This window comes from Levilactobacillus lanxiensis, assembly GCF_016861655.1.
Classification (GTDB): domain Bacteria; phylum Bacillota; class Bacilli; order Lactobacillales; family Lactobacillaceae; genus Levilactobacillus; species Levilactobacillus lanxiensis.
This window is the reverse complement of the sequence record NZ_BOLN01000009.1, coordinates 43680-57812: the sequence shown is the minus strand read 5'-3', so window position 1 is coordinate 57812 and position 14133 is coordinate 43680. Positions and strand designations below refer to the sequence as shown.

General features: G+C 46.7%; 23 protein-coding genes. 1 reads left to right on the top strand and 22 read right to left on the bottom strand.

Annotated features, from left to right (window positions below; all coding sequences use genetic code 11):
* Window positions 1–11 precede the first annotated feature (11 nt).
* The 22 genes from rplR to rpsL form a co-directional block, all read right to left on the bottom strand.
* Window positions 12–377, bottom strand: a complete 366-nt coding sequence (rplR, locus tag JUF22_RS11085) for a 50S ribosomal protein L18 (protein ID WP_275404329.1) — start codon at window positions 375–377, stop codon at window positions 12–14.
* A gap of 37 nt (window positions 378–414) precedes the next feature.
* Window positions 415–951: a 50S ribosomal protein L6 gene (gene rplF, locus JUF22_RS11080; RefSeq protein WP_203637443.1), complete on the bottom strand. Its 537-nt coding sequence runs from the start codon at window positions 949–951 to the stop codon at window positions 415–417.
* Window positions 952–981: 30 nt separating this feature from the next.
* Window positions 982–1380 (bottom strand): 30S ribosomal protein S8, encoded by a 399-nt coding sequence (rpsH, locus tag JUF22_RS11075; RefSeq protein WP_048735521.1) that lies wholly within the window; start codon window positions 1378–1380, stop codon window positions 982–984.
* A 34-nt stretch (window positions 1381–1414) separates the two neighbouring features.
* Complete coding sequence (locus tag JUF22_RS11070; protein WP_082153261.1) at window positions 1415–1600, bottom strand: type Z 30S ribosomal protein S14; 186 nt, start codon at window positions 1598–1600, stop codon at window positions 1415–1417.
* Between the two features lie 20 nt (window positions 1601–1620).
* Window positions 1621–2163 carry a 50S ribosomal protein L5 gene (gene rplE, locus JUF22_RS11065; RefSeq protein ID WP_125765152.1) on the bottom strand — a complete coding sequence of 181 codons (543 nt, stop codon included), beginning with the start codon at window positions 2161–2163 and terminating at the stop codon, window positions 1621–1623.
* 25 nt (window positions 2164–2188) lie between these two features.
* Window positions 2189–2500, bottom strand: a complete 312-nt coding sequence (gene rplX, locus JUF22_RS11060; RefSeq protein ID WP_125582384.1) for a 50S ribosomal protein L24 — start codon at window positions 2498–2500, stop codon at window positions 2189–2191.
* A gap of 34 nt (window positions 2501–2534) precedes the next feature.
* Window positions 2535–2903, bottom strand: coding sequence for a 50S ribosomal protein L14 (gene rplN / locus JUF22_RS11055; RefSeq protein ID WP_048735513.1), 369 nt, complete (start codon window positions 2901–2903; stop codon window positions 2535–2537).
* 49 nt (window positions 2904–2952) lie between these two features.
* Window positions 2953–3219 (bottom strand): 30S ribosomal protein S17, encoded by a 267-nt coding sequence (rpsQ, locus tag JUF22_RS11050; protein ID WP_048735510.1) that lies wholly within the window; start codon window positions 3217–3219, stop codon window positions 2953–2955.
* A 28-nt stretch (window positions 3220–3247) separates the two neighbouring features.
* Window positions 3248–3442: a 50S ribosomal protein L29 gene (rpmC, locus tag JUF22_RS11045; RefSeq protein WP_125582382.1), complete on the bottom strand. Its 195-nt coding sequence runs from the start codon at window positions 3440–3442 to the stop codon at window positions 3248–3250.
* The gene (gene rplP / locus JUF22_RS11040; RefSeq protein ID WP_125765153.1) at window positions 3432–3866 is read right to left on the bottom strand and encodes a 50S ribosomal protein L16; all 435 of its coding nucleotides are present in this window, start codon (window positions 3864–3866) and stop codon (window positions 3432–3434) included. Before rplP ends, rpmC begins: the two co-directional genes overlap by 11 nt.
* 2 nt (window positions 3867–3868) lie before the next feature.
* Entirely contained in the window at window positions 3869–4528 is a 660-nt protein-coding gene (gene rpsC / locus JUF22_RS11035) for a 30S ribosomal protein S3 (protein ID WP_125582378.1), read from the bottom strand.
* Window positions 4529–4531: 3 nt separating this feature from the next.
* Entirely contained in the window at window positions 4532–4888 is a 357-nt protein-coding gene (gene rplV / locus JUF22_RS11030; RefSeq protein ID WP_203646254.1) for a 50S ribosomal protein L22, read from the bottom strand.
* A gap of 17 nt (window positions 4889–4905) precedes the next feature.
* Window positions 4906–5181, bottom strand: a complete 276-nt coding sequence (gene rpsS / locus JUF22_RS11025; protein WP_203646247.1) for a 30S ribosomal protein S19 — start codon at window positions 5179–5181, stop codon at window positions 4906–4908.
* 81 nt (window positions 5182–5262) lie between these two features.
* Entirely contained in the window at window positions 5263–6111 is an 849-nt protein-coding gene (rplB, locus tag JUF22_RS11020; protein WP_203646245.1) for a 50S ribosomal protein L2, read from the bottom strand.
* A 26-nt stretch (window positions 6112–6137) separates the two neighbouring features.
* Complete coding sequence (rplW, locus tag JUF22_RS11015) at window positions 6138–6425, bottom strand: 50S ribosomal protein L23 (protein WP_125574885.1); 288 nt, start codon at window positions 6423–6425, stop codon at window positions 6138–6140.
* Complete coding sequence (gene rplD / locus JUF22_RS11010) at window positions 6425–7048, bottom strand: 50S ribosomal protein L4 (RefSeq protein WP_203646238.1); 624 nt, start codon at window positions 7046–7048, stop codon at window positions 6425–6427. Before rplD ends, rplW begins: the two co-directional genes overlap by 1 nt.
* A gap of 21 nt (window positions 7049–7069) precedes the next feature.
* Window positions 7070–7720, bottom strand: a complete 651-nt coding sequence (gene rplC, locus JUF22_RS11005; protein ID WP_203646236.1) for a 50S ribosomal protein L3 — start codon at window positions 7718–7720, stop codon at window positions 7070–7072.
* Window positions 7721–7765: 45 nt separating this feature from the next.
* Complete coding sequence (gene rpsJ / locus JUF22_RS11000; RefSeq protein WP_011668500.1) at window positions 7766–8074, bottom strand: 30S ribosomal protein S10; 309 nt, start codon at window positions 8072–8074, stop codon at window positions 7766–7768.
* A gap of 294 nt (window positions 8075–8368) precedes the next feature.
* Entirely contained in the window at window positions 8369–9697 is a 1329-nt protein-coding gene (locus JUF22_RS10995; RefSeq protein WP_203646234.1) for an MATE family efflux transporter, read from the bottom strand.
* Window positions 9698–9870: 173 nt separating this feature from the next.
* A complete protein-coding gene (gene fusA / locus JUF22_RS10990; RefSeq protein ID WP_203646232.1) occupies window positions 9871–11970 on the bottom strand; it encodes an elongation factor G in 2100 nt (699 codons plus the stop codon).
* A 190-nt stretch (window positions 11971–12160) separates the two neighbouring features.
* The gene (rpsG, locus tag JUF22_RS10985; RefSeq protein ID WP_020090150.1) at window positions 12161–12631 is read right to left on the bottom strand and encodes a 30S ribosomal protein S7; all 471 of its coding nucleotides are present in this window, start codon (window positions 12629–12631) and stop codon (window positions 12161–12163) included.
* An 84-nt stretch (window positions 12632–12715) separates the two neighbouring features.
* Window positions 12716–13129 carry a 30S ribosomal protein S12 gene (gene rpsL / locus JUF22_RS10980; RefSeq protein ID WP_125765160.1) on the bottom strand — a complete coding sequence of 138 codons (414 nt, stop codon included), beginning with the start codon at window positions 13127–13129 and terminating at the stop codon, window positions 12716–12718.
* Between the two features lie 282 nt (window positions 13130–13411).
* Here rpsL and JUF22_RS10975 point away from each other — a divergent pair, with 282 nt between their 5' ends.
* Complete coding sequence (locus JUF22_RS10975) at window positions 13412–14065, top strand: prepilin peptidase (protein WP_203646230.1); 654 nt, start codon at window positions 13412–13414, stop codon at window positions 14063–14065.
* Window positions 14066–14133: the final 68 nt, after the last annotated feature.

The window sequence follows — 14133 nt, the reverse complement described above, 5'->3', positions numbered from 1 at the left end:
CCTCCTTACTGTTAAAATTTCAGCCCGTTTTCGCGAGCAGCTTCTGCCAATGCTTGAACACGGCCATGGTACAAGTACCCACCACGATCAAACACAACATTGCTAATTTTCTTTTCGACAGCGCGCTTAGCAACTAAAACACCAACAGCCTTAGCTTGGTCGGTCTTGTTGTCACCATTCACATCACTATCTAACGTCGAGGCACTAACAAGCGTGACACCCGCTACGTCATCAATGACTTGAGCGTAGATGTTTTTGTTAGAGCGGAAAACGTTTAAGCGTGGGCGTTCTGCAGTTCCAGAAATTTTGTTCCGGACACGCATATGACGCTTTTGACGTGTCTTGTTCTTATCTGGTTTCGTAATCAAAATAGTCACCTCTTTGTAGAATTATCAGCATTAAGCTGCATTAATGTTACTTACCAGTTTTACCTTCGCGGATACGAACATATTCGTTTTCGTAACGGATACCTTTACCCTTGTAAGGTTCTGGTGAACGAACGGCACGGATTTCAGCAGCGAAGTCACCGACTTCTTGCTTACTAATACCGGAAATGTTGATAGTGGTGTTATCCGGAACCTTAACTTCCAAGGTTTCTGGAATAGCCATTTCAACTGGGTTGGAATAACCAACGCTCAATACCAAGGTCTTACCCTTAGCTTGAACACGGTAACCAACACCGACCAGCTTCAAGGTCTTAGCAAAGCCATTGACAACACCTTCAACCATGTTGTTCAAGTTAGCCCGCTGAGTCCCATGAAGGGCCCGCGTCTTGTTGTTGTTATCTGGACGATCAAAGTCAACTGCACCGTCGCTGATCTTCATCGTAATGAAGTCAGAGAAAGTCCGAGTTAAGGAACCCTTAGGACCCTTAACCGTTACTTGATCACCATCGCGTTTAACTTCAACGCCGGCTGGGACGTTGACAGTTTTATAACCAATACGACTCACTGTAAGGCACCTCCTATCTTCTTAAAAGTTTTACCAAACGTAGGCGAGAACTTCGCCACCGATTTTCTTGGCGCGCGCTTCTTTATCAGTAATTACACCTTCAGAGGTGGAGATAATAGCGATACCCAAACCGTTTAATACCTTTGGTACAGCGTCGGCCTTAACGTATGAACGTAAGCCGGGCTTTGAAATACGCTTTAAACCACTGATGACGCGTTGGTTATCCTTACCGTACTTGAGGAATACGCGGATGATGCCTTGCTTGTCATCATCGATGTATTCAACGTTGCGGATGAAACCTTCGCGCTTCAGGATTTCAGCGATGTCGCGTTTAATTGTAGATGCAGGTACTTCGAGTGATTCGTGGCGAACCATGTTCGCGTTACGAATCCGCGTCAAGAAGTCTGCAATAGGATCAGTCATGGACATTAACGTTTACCCTCCCTTTGTTTAAAATTCCGTTTTACCAACTAGCCTTCTTCATGCCAGGAATTTGACCCTTGTGGGCTAATTCCCGCATGCAGATACGGCAAAGATGGAACTTTTGATAAACAGAGTGTGGACGTCCACAACGTTCGCAACGAGTATAATTCTGAGTAGAGAACTTCGCAGGACGCTTGTTCTTAGCAATTTGAGATTTCTTAGCCAATTTGTGTGAACCTCCTTTTATTAGTGTGCAAACGGCATACCGAATTGAGTCAGTAATTCACGTGACTCTTCATCAGTGTTAGCCGTCGTAACGATAACGATGTCCAAACCACGAACACGGTTAACGTTATCAAAGTTAATTTCTGGGAAAATCAATTGTTCCTTAACACCCAGAGTGTAGTTCCCACGACCATCAAAGGCCCGGGTACTTACACCACGGAAGTCACGAACACGTGGCAATGACACGTTGATTAACTTGTCCAGGAATTCGTACATCCGGTCACCGCGGAGGGTAACCTTAGCACCGATTGACATACCTTCACGAAGACGGAAAGTGGCGATTGACTTCTTGGCCTTAGTAACCAATGGCTTTTGACCAGAAATCAAACCCAACTCTTCAACGGCTTCGTCCAGGTTCTTAGCGTTGGAAACAGCATCACCAACACCCATGTTCAAAACGATCTTTTCGATCTTCGGCGTTTGCATAACAGAACTGTAACTGAACTTTTCCACCAATGATGGGGTAATTTCATTTACGAATTTTTCTTTTAAACGAGCTGACATGAAATTATGTTCCTCCTTTCAAAGATTATTTGTCGATGGTTTCGCCGGACTTCTTAGCGAAACGGACTTTGTGACCATCTTCTACTCGAACGCCAAGCCGGGTTGGTTCGTTGTTCGAAGGATCGATGAGCATAACGTTGGATGCGTGAATTGGCGCTTCGATATCAATGATCCCGCCTTGGGGGTTTGATTGAGTAGCTTTTTGGTGCTTCTTAATCATGTTGATACCTTTAACGATCACGCGGTTCTTAGCATTCAGGACCTTAGATACAGTTCCTTCTTTGCCTTTATCTTTGCCAGCGATCACGCGGACCTTGTCACCAGTTTTAATAAGCATTCCTGTGGGCACCTCCTTGTTAAACGTTTCTTAATTACAGTACTTCGGGTGCTAATGAGATAATCTTCATGAAATCGTTGTCACGTAATTCACGTGCAACTGGTCCGAAGATCCGAGTCCCTTGTGGGCTCTTATCGTCTTTGATCAGCACTGCAGCATTTTCATCAAAGCTGATGTATGAACCGTCGTTACGACGTACACGAGACTTCGTACGTACGACAACGGCCTTCACAACGTCACCTTTTTTGACAACGCCACCTGGTGTTGCTTGTTTGATAGTAGCGACAATGACATCACCAATTCCGGCGTAGCGACGCTTGGAGCCACCCAGAACCTTAATGGTCAAAATTTCGCGGGCGCCAGAGTTATCAGCTACCTTTAAGCGACTTTCTTGTTGGATCACTGTAAGTGTCCTCCCTTCAGTTCTAATTCAGAATACGATAAAACGACACCTAAATGATTACTGCTTTTTCAACAATGTCGACTAAGCGGAACCGCTTGGTAGCAGACAGAGGACGAGTTTCCATGATTTCAACAATGTCGCCTGTGTGGGCTTCGTTGTTTTCGTCATGTGCCTTGTACTTCTTGGAGTACTTGACACGCTTGCCATATCGTGCATCAGTCTTCGTCGTTTCTACAACGACAGTGATCGTCTTTTCCATTTTGTCGGAAACGACACGACCACGGTAAACCTTGCGGTTATTACGTGCATCACTCATGTATTAGTGACCTCCTTCTTATCGTATTCTACTTGTTCAGTTCTTGTTGGCGAAGAGCGGTCTTAATCCGCGCAATGTTCTTGCGAACTTGCTTCAACCGTGCAGTGTTTTCCAATTGACCAGTAGCTAATTGGAAACGCAGGTTAAATAATTCGTCCTTGTAGCTCTTTTCTTTATCGAGCATTTCAGCAGTGGTTAATTCGTTGATTTCTTTAATTTTCATTTGATTCGCCACCTACTTCCTCTCGTGCTAAAACTTTCGTACGAACGGGAAGTTTCATGGCAGCCAGGCGTAATGCTTCGCGGGCAGTTTCTTCAGAAACGCCACCCACTTCAAACATAATCTTACCGCGCTTAACTGGGGCTACCCAGCCATCAGGCGTACCTTTACCATTACCCATCCGAACCCCAACACCTTTAGCAGTGTAGGATTTGTGAGGGAAAATTTTAATCCAAACTTTCCCACCACGCTTCATGTAACGTGTAATTGCCACACGGGCAGCTTCGATTTGACGGTTGGTGATCCACTTGGAATCCAACGCTTGCAAACCGTAATCGCCGAAGGCAACGCTCTTACCACCCTTGGCTTCGCCGCGAAGCTTACCACGGTGGACACGACGGAACTTTACTCGCTTAGGTACCAGCATGTTTATTTCCCTCCTTGTCCGTTAGATTGTTTCTTTTCGGGAAGAATTTCACCACGGTAGATCCAGGTTTTAACACCTAAAGAACCATAAGTAGTGTGCGCTTCAACCCAAGCGTAATCAATGTCAGCACGCAACGTGTGCAGAGGAACCGTACCTTCAGCATAGCTTTCGACACGGGACATGTCAGCACCGTTTAAACGACCAGCAACTTGCGTCTTAACACCCTTGGCGCCAGAACGCATAGTCCGTTGCATCGTTCCACGCATAGCACGACGGAATGCAACACGGCCTTCCAATTGACGAGCAATGTTTTCGCCGACCAACTTGGCATCCAAGTCTGGCTTTTTGATTTCCACGATGTTGATGTGGACACGCTTGCCAGTCAAGTCGTTCAATTCCTTACGGAGATTTTCGACTTCGGAACCACCCTTACCAATAACCATCCCTGGCTTGGCAGTGTGGATTGAGATGTTGACGCGGTTTGCAGCCCGTTCAATCTCAACAGTTGATACAGATGCGTCAACGAGACGCTTTTCGATAAATTTACGGATTTGAAGGTCTTCCTTCAGGTAAGCAGCGAAATCCTTTTCAGCATACCACTTTGCTTCCCAGTCGCGAATGATACCGACCCGTAATCCAGTTGGATTTACTTTTTGACCCACGCGTTATCCCTCCTCTTTTTCAGATACAACAACCGTAATGTGACTCGTACGTTTGTTGATTGGTGAAGCAGAGCCTTTGGCACGAGGACGGAACCGCTTGAGGGTTGGTCCTTCGTTCACATAGGCTTCGCTAACGATTAGATCTTGACGTTCTAAATCAAAATTGTTTTCTGCGTTAGCAATAGCAGAGTTTAAAACTTTTTCCACAACCGGTGAAGCTCCACGGGGTGTGAACTTTAAAATTGCAATTGCTTCAGCGACGCTCTTGCCGCGGATAAGATCGATGACAAGGCGAATTTTGCGAGCAGCAATACGAACTGTTTTAGCAGTTGCTTGCGCTGATGTAACTTGTTCAGCCATTTGTTAAATCCTCCTTATCAACGAGTTTTCTTGTCGTCGCCACCATGACCACGGAATGTCCGGGTTGGTACGAATTCGCCAAGCTTGTGGCCTACCATATCTTCTTGAACGAAAACTGGTACGTGCTTCCGTCCATCATATACAGCAATAGTTAAACCAACAAAGCTAGGGAAAATAGTAGACCGACGGGACCAGGTCTTGATGACAGCCTTTTTGTCTTGATCCTTTTGCGCATCAACCTTTTTCAGTAAGTGCGCATCGGCGAAAGGTCCTTTTTTCAAACTACGACCCATTATGAAACCTCCTCTACTTGTGGCGCATCGGTAATGCCGATGACAACCAGGTCTCTGTACATCCGAAGTATCGGATGTTGATTACATCTTAGAACCTTTACGGTGACGAACAATGAACTTCTCAGTCTTGTTCTTCTTAGAACGTGTCTTCTTACCAACAGTCTTCTTACCCCATGGAGAAAGAGGAGATGGTAAACCAACAGGTGCTTTACCTTCACCACCACCATGTGGGTGATCGTTAGGGTTCATAACAGAACCACGAACGTGAGGACGTTGACCAGCCCAACGGTTACGGCCGGCTTTACCAACGTTAACCAATTCGTGTTCTTCGTTACCTACGGCACCGATAGTTGCACGGTTAACGTTTAAGATCATCCGAACTTCACCGGAAGATAAACGAACTAACACGTACTTTTCGTCGTTAGCTTTACCTAACAATTGAGCTGAAGTGCCAGCAGAACGGACCAATTGGCCACCCTTACCAGGCTTCAATTCGATGTTGTGAATGACAGTCCCAAAAGGAATGTTCTTCAATGGTAAAGTATTACCGATCTTGATATCAGCATCTGGACCAGATTGAACTTGTGCGCCAACCTTTAAGCCCTTAGGTGCAATGATGTATGACTTAACACCATCAGCGTAAACTAATAATGCAATGTTAGCAGTCCGGTTAGGATCGTATTCGATAGCCTTAACCGTTGCTGGAACATCATCCTTAATCCGCTTGAAATCGATGATCCGGTATTGACGCTTGTTACCACCGCCACGATGACGGACAGTCATCTTACCAGCGTTGTTACGGCCAGCAGAGTGACTTTGTGAATCAAGCAATGACTTTTCAGGAGTCGTCTTAGTGATGACGTCTTTGTAAACCAAGCTCGTCATATTACGACGACCATTGCTTGTTGGTTTGTATTTCTTAATCGCCACGTTATTTCCCTCCTATATCTGAGATTTTATTCTTCGTTGAATAACTTGATTTCTTTTGAATCGGCAGATAAGCTGACAATGGCCTTACGACGCTTCTTAGTGTAGCCTTCGTAACGTCCTTGACGCTTCTTCTTACCTTTCAAATTCATGATGTTAACTTTAACAACCTTGACGTCAAAGATGTCTTCTACGGCATGCTTGACTTGAGTCTTGGTTGCTCGTACGTCAACGTCAAAGGTGTAACGCTTGTCGTCCATAGTTGCCATCGTAGCTTCGGTAACAACTGGGCGTAAGATAATGTCACGTGATTCCATTATGCGAGCACCTCCTCTACTTGAGAAAGAGCTGGTTGGGTAATCACTAACTTGTCCGCATCAGCGATATCAAGGACATTCAAGCTCTTGGCTGGAATAACCTTAACGTTTGCTAAGTTACGGGCTGCTAAAGCAGCAGTTACGTTGTCGTCTTCAAGGACAACCAACGTCTTAGTAGTGACATTCAAACCAGCCAACACTGCAGCGAATTCTTTCGTCTTAGGTGCGTCGAATGCTAAGCCATCAAGAACGACTAAGCTCTCGTCAAGAACCTTTTGTGAAAGAACTGACTTCAATGCTAAACGGCCAACCTTCTTAGGAAGGCGGTAACTGTATGAACGAGGGGTTGGTCCAAAGACCACACCACCACCGACCCATTGTGGGGAACGGATGGAACCTTGACGGGCACGACCAGTACCCTTTTGACGCCATGGCTTCTTACCACCACCACGAACGGCACTCCGGTTTTTAACGGCGTGGGTTCCTTGGCGCATGGAAGCTCGTTGCATCAAAATCGTGTCGAATACGACGTTTTCGTTAGGTTCGATGCCGAAGATATCAGCGTTCAAATCAACGTTGCCGTTTTGGCTACCATCTTGTTTGTATAATGCTACGCTTGTCATTTAATTATCCTCCCTTCCTATTTATTTTTCAGATTGCTTAGGGCGTGGTGGGCGAACAGCACTCTTAACAGTAACGAGTGACTTGTTAGCACCAGGCACATTACCCTTGATCAACAGAACGTTGTTATCAACGTCAGCTTTAACAATCACAAGGTTTTGGATAGTAACTTGTTTGTTACCCATCCGACCTGGAAGCTTCATACCAGGGAATACCCGGTTAATGATGGCACCCAGAGAACCTGGACGACGGTGGTAACGAGAACCATGGGCCATAGGGCCACGGCTTTGACCGTCTTTGTGAATGTTACCTTGGTATCCATGACCTTTAGTGATACCAGTGACATCAACGATGTCTCCTGCTTGGAAGGTATCAACTTTAACTTCGTCTGCTACCTTGTAATCTCCCAGCTCAACATCTCTGAATTCACGAATGAAGCGCTTAGGAGTCGTGTTTGCTTTTGCTACATGACCTTGTTCGGGCTTGTTGCTGAGTACTTCACGCTTGTCTTGGTAACCAAGTTGAATGGCTTCGTAACCGTCGTTTTCCATCGTCTTAACTTGTAACACAACGTTTGGCGTTGCTTCGACAACAGTAACGGGGATTAATTCGCCAGCATCAGTGAAGACTTGCGTCATCCCGACCTTTTTCCCTAAGATTCCTTTAGTGGTCATGAGTACACCTCCGATTATATTGTATTAATTTACTTGCTTTGGAAATTATAACTTGATTTCGATATCAACACCGCTAGGCAGGTCAAGCTTCATTAATGAGTCGACCGTCTTTGGCGTTGGGTTAACGATATCAATCAGACGCTTGTGCGTCCGCATTTCGAATTGTTCACGTGAGTCCTTAAACTTATGTGGTGAACGTAATACGGTGTAGATCGTCCGTTCAGTTGGTAAAGGAATTGGACCTGAGATGCCGGCACCAGTTCTCTTTGCTGTTTCAACAATCTTGTCCGCTGATTGGTCAAGGATGCGATGTTCGTATGCCTTCAACCGAATCCGAATTTTTTGTTTTGCCATTGTGTTCCCTCCTTCGTCTATTTTAAAAATAAGACTAACTCCGTGGAAATTCCCGCTACGCCCTCATGGCAAAGCGGCCGGGCGTGTCGCAATCTCCCACATCATCGCTTAAGCTTTTGAACCGAACCCCCGGGGCATAAAATGCTCGGGGAAATACAGCACTTGACTATCATACTAAATAAAACGCCGACTGACAAGGGTTTTAACAGAATTTCTCAAATCTTTTTGTAAAAAACATTGACAGCTTGATCCAAATCAATTTCAAAGCTAGGGGTCAGTTCAGTTAATTTGGAGTCAATCCCGGTTTCTTCTATTAAATAGGTATCTTGCTAACCCCCACCCAATGACACAGGTTAGGACATCAGCAATCGGTTGCGCCCAGATGACGCCATGATAGCCAGCGACGTGCGCTCCAATGACAATGGCCAGGTAGAACACGGCCCCCTGCCGCGCAATCGACATGATGAAGGCACCACTCGCCTTCCCCGTGCTCTGGAACACCGTTGTATACACTAGGATTGCCCCAACAAACGGCGTCGTTAGCAAGAATGCCCGTAGCATATACGTTCCTGCCGTAACCACCGCAGTATTATGAAGGAACAGACCAATGATTTGCGGTGCAAAGACCATTAGGATGATTGCCAGCACTAGCGCATAGACGACTTCCACCATGAGATCAAAGTGTAAGATTTTTTTGAACCGCGCCATGTTTTTGGCACCGAACGTATAACCAATCAATGGCTGAGCCCCAAAAGCAAAGCCGACCATCACCAACATCACAATCATATACACCTTAAGGACAATCCCCATCGCGGCCACCCGTGTTGGCCCGTAGTCCACCAGGTACCGATTTAGAATCGTGGTCCCAAATGCCTGCATGAGATTCGTGATTGATCCTGGGATGCCGATAAACAGGACCTGACGGATCAGTCCCCCGTTAATCCGACTCTGCTTCACATCAATTGAGATGACCTGACAATAACGTTTGGTTAGCCCAACCAGAATCATGGCGGATATCGTGTAGCCAATGACCGTTGCTAACGCTGCCCCAGCTGCCCCCATTCCCAGCGGAAAGATCAGAAGTGGATCCAATATAATCGTAATAACGGTTCCGACCATCGTCCCAATCATGGACTGAGTGGCGAACCCTTCCGTGCGAATCAGATTGCCCGGAACGATGGAGACAATGATGGGCATCGCACCAATCGCCATGATGCTGTAAAACTGTTTGGCATACGCGTACGTTGCCGTGGTCGCCCCTAACAACTGTAAAATGGGTCGCCTAAAGACTAACAGCACCACCGTTGTCGCTAGACCGATAACCACCGCACCATACAGACAGAAACTGCTAACGCGACTGCTGGTTGCATAGGCCTTCTCACCCAGCAACCGTGAAATTAATGAACTCCCGCCTAAGCCGAAGATGTCGCCTAAGGCAATTAATAAGGAAAATAATGGCGTACACAGCGCGACACCTGCCACTAAATTGGTGTTCTGGGTTTGCGAAACGAAGAACGTGTCGGCCAAATTGTAAATCATGCTGGCGACCATCGCAAGAACGACCGGTAAAGCCAGCTTAAAATACGCCCGTGGAATCGGAGCGCGTTCGAATAACTCTTCCATAACTCACTCTCCAATACTCTAGGTCCGCGTAGCCCTCAAGGCACGCACAGATTATTATAACGCAAGACACCACGTTCTGTGACGATGAGTTGTCGGATGTGGGTCGGATTTTTCCATAAAAAAAAACGCCCAACCCGGAGGTCAGACGTTTCTTATTAAAGAGTGAGGACAGACTAGTCTTCGACTGGAGTGCCGCCATTCTTCTTGATAATGTCAGCTTGAACACTCTTAGGCGTTGGTTCGTAGTGATCAAACGTCATGGTAAAGGTCCCACGACCTTGAGATGCAGAACGTAACGTCGTAGCGTAACCAAACATTTCAGCTAACGGAACGAATGAATGAATCATTTGTGCGTTACCACGTGCTTCCATACCATCAACCTTACCACGACGAGCGGTAACTTGGCCCATGATATCACCCATGTATTCTTCAGGAACCAAGATATCAACCTTCATGATTGGTTCAAGAATAACAGGGCCAGCAGTTTGGACAGCCTTCCGTAAAGCCAATGATGCGGCAACCTTGAAGGCTGCTTCACTAGAATCGACTTCATGGTAACTACCATCGTATAACTTGGCCTTAACGTCAACCAATGGGTAACCGGCTAAGACACCGTTTGCCATGGCTTCTTTCAGACCTTGGTCAACTGAAGGGATAAATTCACGAGGAACAACCCCACCAACGATAGCGTCTTCGAATTCGTAACCCTTACCACGTTCGTTAGGACTGAATTCGATCCAAACGTCACCATATTGACCTTTACCACCAGATTGGCGAACAAACTTACCTTGGACCTTAGTTGACTTCGTGAAGGCTTCACGGTAGGCAACTTGTGGGGCACCAATGTTAGCTTCAACCTTGAATTCACGCTTCATCCGATCGATGATGATATCCAAAGCAAGTTCACCCATCCCGGCAAGTAAAGTTTCACCAGTTTCAGGGTTCGTTTCAGCCTTTAAAGTTGGGTCTTCTTCAGAAAGCTTTTGAAGAGCAACGTTCATTTTGGCTTGGTCAGCCTTCGTCTTAGGTTCAATGGCAACCTGAATAACTGGTTCAGGGAAGTCCATTGATTCCAAGTGAAGTGGGTGATCTGGGTCAGTCAAAGAATCACCAGTAGTGGTGTTCTTCAAACCGATGGCCCCAGCGATATCACCGGAGAAGACTTCTGGAATTTCTTGACGGTGATTTGAATGCATTTGCAGCAAACGACCAACACGTTCACGCTTGTCCTTCGTCGCGTTTAAGACGTAAGAACCAGCTTCCAGAGTACCGGAGTAAACCCGGATGTAAGTCAAACGACCAACGAATGGGTCAGTAGCAACCTTAAATGCTAAGGCAGCGAATGGCGCATCATCATCGGCACGTAATTCAACGGCTTCTTCAGTATCAGGAACAGTCGCGTTGTAAGGCTTAACATCCAATGGGGACGGTAAGTAGTCCACAACGGCATCCATCAACATCTGAACACCTTTATCCTTGAAGGCAGAACCGGCGAAGACTGGGAATAATTCCAGCTTCAACGTTGCCCGACGGATAGCGGCCTTCAGTTCGGCCTTGGTGATTTCTTCACCTTCAAGGTACTTTTCCATGATTTCATCGTCAACATCAGCGACGCTTTCGATCATAGCCTCATGACGCTTTTGGGCTTCTTCCTTCATGTCGTCTGGAATATCAACAGTATCCCAGTCGGCACCTAAAGCATCCTTGTCGTAAACGTAGGCTTTCATTTCAATCAAGTCTACGACACCGGCAAAGTCATCTTCAGCACCAATAGCCATTTGTAAGGCTAAGGCGTTCGCTTGTAAGCGTTCGTGGATAGAGTTAACTGAGAAGTCGAAGTCGGCACCCAGCTTATCCATCTTGTTAACGAACACGATACGAGGAACATCGAAGTCTGAGGCTTGACGCCAAACAGTTTCGGTTTGAGGTTCAACACCGGCTTGACCGTCTAAGACGGCTACGGCACCATCAAGCACACGCAGGGAACGTTCAACTTCAACAGTGAAGTCCACGTGTCCTGGGGTGTCAATGATGTTAATCCGGTGACCCTTCCATTCCGCAGTAGTAGCGGCAGAAGTGATCGTAATACCCCGTTCTTGTTCTTGTTCCATCCAGTCCATTTGTGAAGCCCCATCATGGGTTTCACCAATCTTGTGGATTTTACCAGTATAATACAGGATACGCTCAGTAGTCGTCGTCTTCCCGGCATCAATATGAGCCATGATACCGATGTTACGAGTCTTCTCAAGCGGAAATTCACGAGTATTAGCCATGATTAATGTGTAACTCCTCTCAAAATTGATCGTAGATTGTGCCAAAAAGTGACTACTAACATCGCAATTGATTTTAGTAGCCACCTCTGGATTAAAGGATTACTCCCTTAAGTTAGCAGCAAGTAGTCCTCAGGACACATTGCTTTTAACATTTTATCACACTACAAGTAAAGCAGTGCGATAGCTGCTCTTACCAGCGGTAGTGAGCGAAGGCACGGTTGGCATCTGCCATCCGGTGGGTGTCTTCACGCTTCTTAACGGCAGCACCGGTGTTGTTAGCAGCGTCCATGATTTCACGAGCAAGTCGTTCAACCATCGTGTGTTCGCCACGTAAACGAGAGTACTGAACCATCCAACGAAGACCTAACGTCGTCCGACGGTCTGGCCGAACTTCGATAGGAACTTGGTAGTTTGACCCACCAACACGCCGAGCCTTAACTTCCAAGACTGGCATAACGTTCTTCATTGCTTCTTCGAAGACTTCCACTGGATCGTTACCAGTTTCGTTCTTAATGATGTCGAAGGCACCATAAATGATTTTAGTTGAAGTTCCACGTTTCCCATCCATCATCGTATGGTTGATCAGACGAGTGACCAACTTTGAATTGTAAATTGGATCAGGAAGGACTTCACGCTTTTGTACGTTTCCTTTTCTAGGCATTGATAATATCCTCCTTGAAATGCTGTTACAGGTTAGTCGACGGCAACCGTGCGCCTAACCCTTATTATATCTAGTAGTCTCGGTCTAGTCCTTAGGCTTCTTGGTACCGTACTTAGAACGACCTTGACGACGGTCAGTAACACCGGCAGTATCGAGGGCACCACGGATAATGTGGTAACGAACCCCAGGTAAATCCTTAACCCGGCCGCCCCGGATAAGCACAACACTATGTTCTTGAAGGTTGTGACCAATACCAGGAATGTAAGCAGTCACTTCAATTAAGTTTGACAACCGCACACGTGCATATTTACGTAAAGCAGAGTTAGGCTTCTTTGGTGTCATGGTACCGACACGAGTAGCAACCCCACGCTTTTGTGGAGCTGGATTCTTAACTTGAGCTTTTTTGAAACTGTTATACCCGTAGTTTAAAGCTGGGGCATCTGATTTAGAACTTTTAGATTTACGACCTTTACGCACCAATTGGTTGATAGTAGGCATCTAAATAGTCCTCCTTTCCGTATTCTTTCTAGAGTTTTAAGTCCACACATCCAGGTGGTTCATTTTCCTGTAAAGAAAAAAGACGACCCATGTGGAGATTTAATTGAAGTGTCCTCCCCGCCGTCAGTCAGCATGTCCGGTAATGAATACCCGAGACCTGTCTGCGAAAAGCACCTTGAATAGAATACCATGCCAGAAAACCCCTGTCAACCAGCCACGGCCGAATTTTGCAGAAACATTTCGACATTTTTTACGGAGTTAACCTATAGAGGTGAAACTTTCATGACAATTATTCTATTCATTTACGGCACTTGTATCGGCTCCTGGTTAACGGCCATGGCGGACCGATACGCCATCGACGCGTCTCCCTACTACCCCGCTTCTCACTGTGATACCTGTCAAACACCCTTGGCGCACTGGCAACTGGTGCCCGTGTTCAGTTACCTACTACTTCGCGGACGCTGTCATTACTGTCACACAGCAATTCCCGCGACGACGTTCATCATGGAAGTCACCGTCGGCCTTCTGCTAACGATGCTGCACCCAACTACGGGCACGCACTTAATTTGGTTAGGACTCTGGGCCTTCGCCGCGCTCTGCGACGCACGCACTCAAACTTTTCCCGGCTGGATCAGTTACGCGACCCTGCCCTTCGTTCTTTGGGGACACACGCCACTCACCATACTACTGACCTTAATCGCCGCACTAAGCATCCGACTGCTGTGGCCGCGTTGGCGACAACCCTTGCTTGGCGACGGCGATTGCGAAATGATGCTCAGCTACCTCCTGCTCTGGGGAATGACTGCGACTGCCCGCTGGATCTTATTGGCTAGCACGCTGGCCCTTTTACAACGAAGTGCGTCTCGTCGCATCGCCTTTCTCCCCTACCTAGTCATCAGTGCGACTTGCTGGTGGCTGTGGTCAGAAACCCGCTAGCTCGAACGCAATACAAACGGCATTTCAACACAAAAAGGGCCCGCCATCACTGACGAGCCCCCGACCAC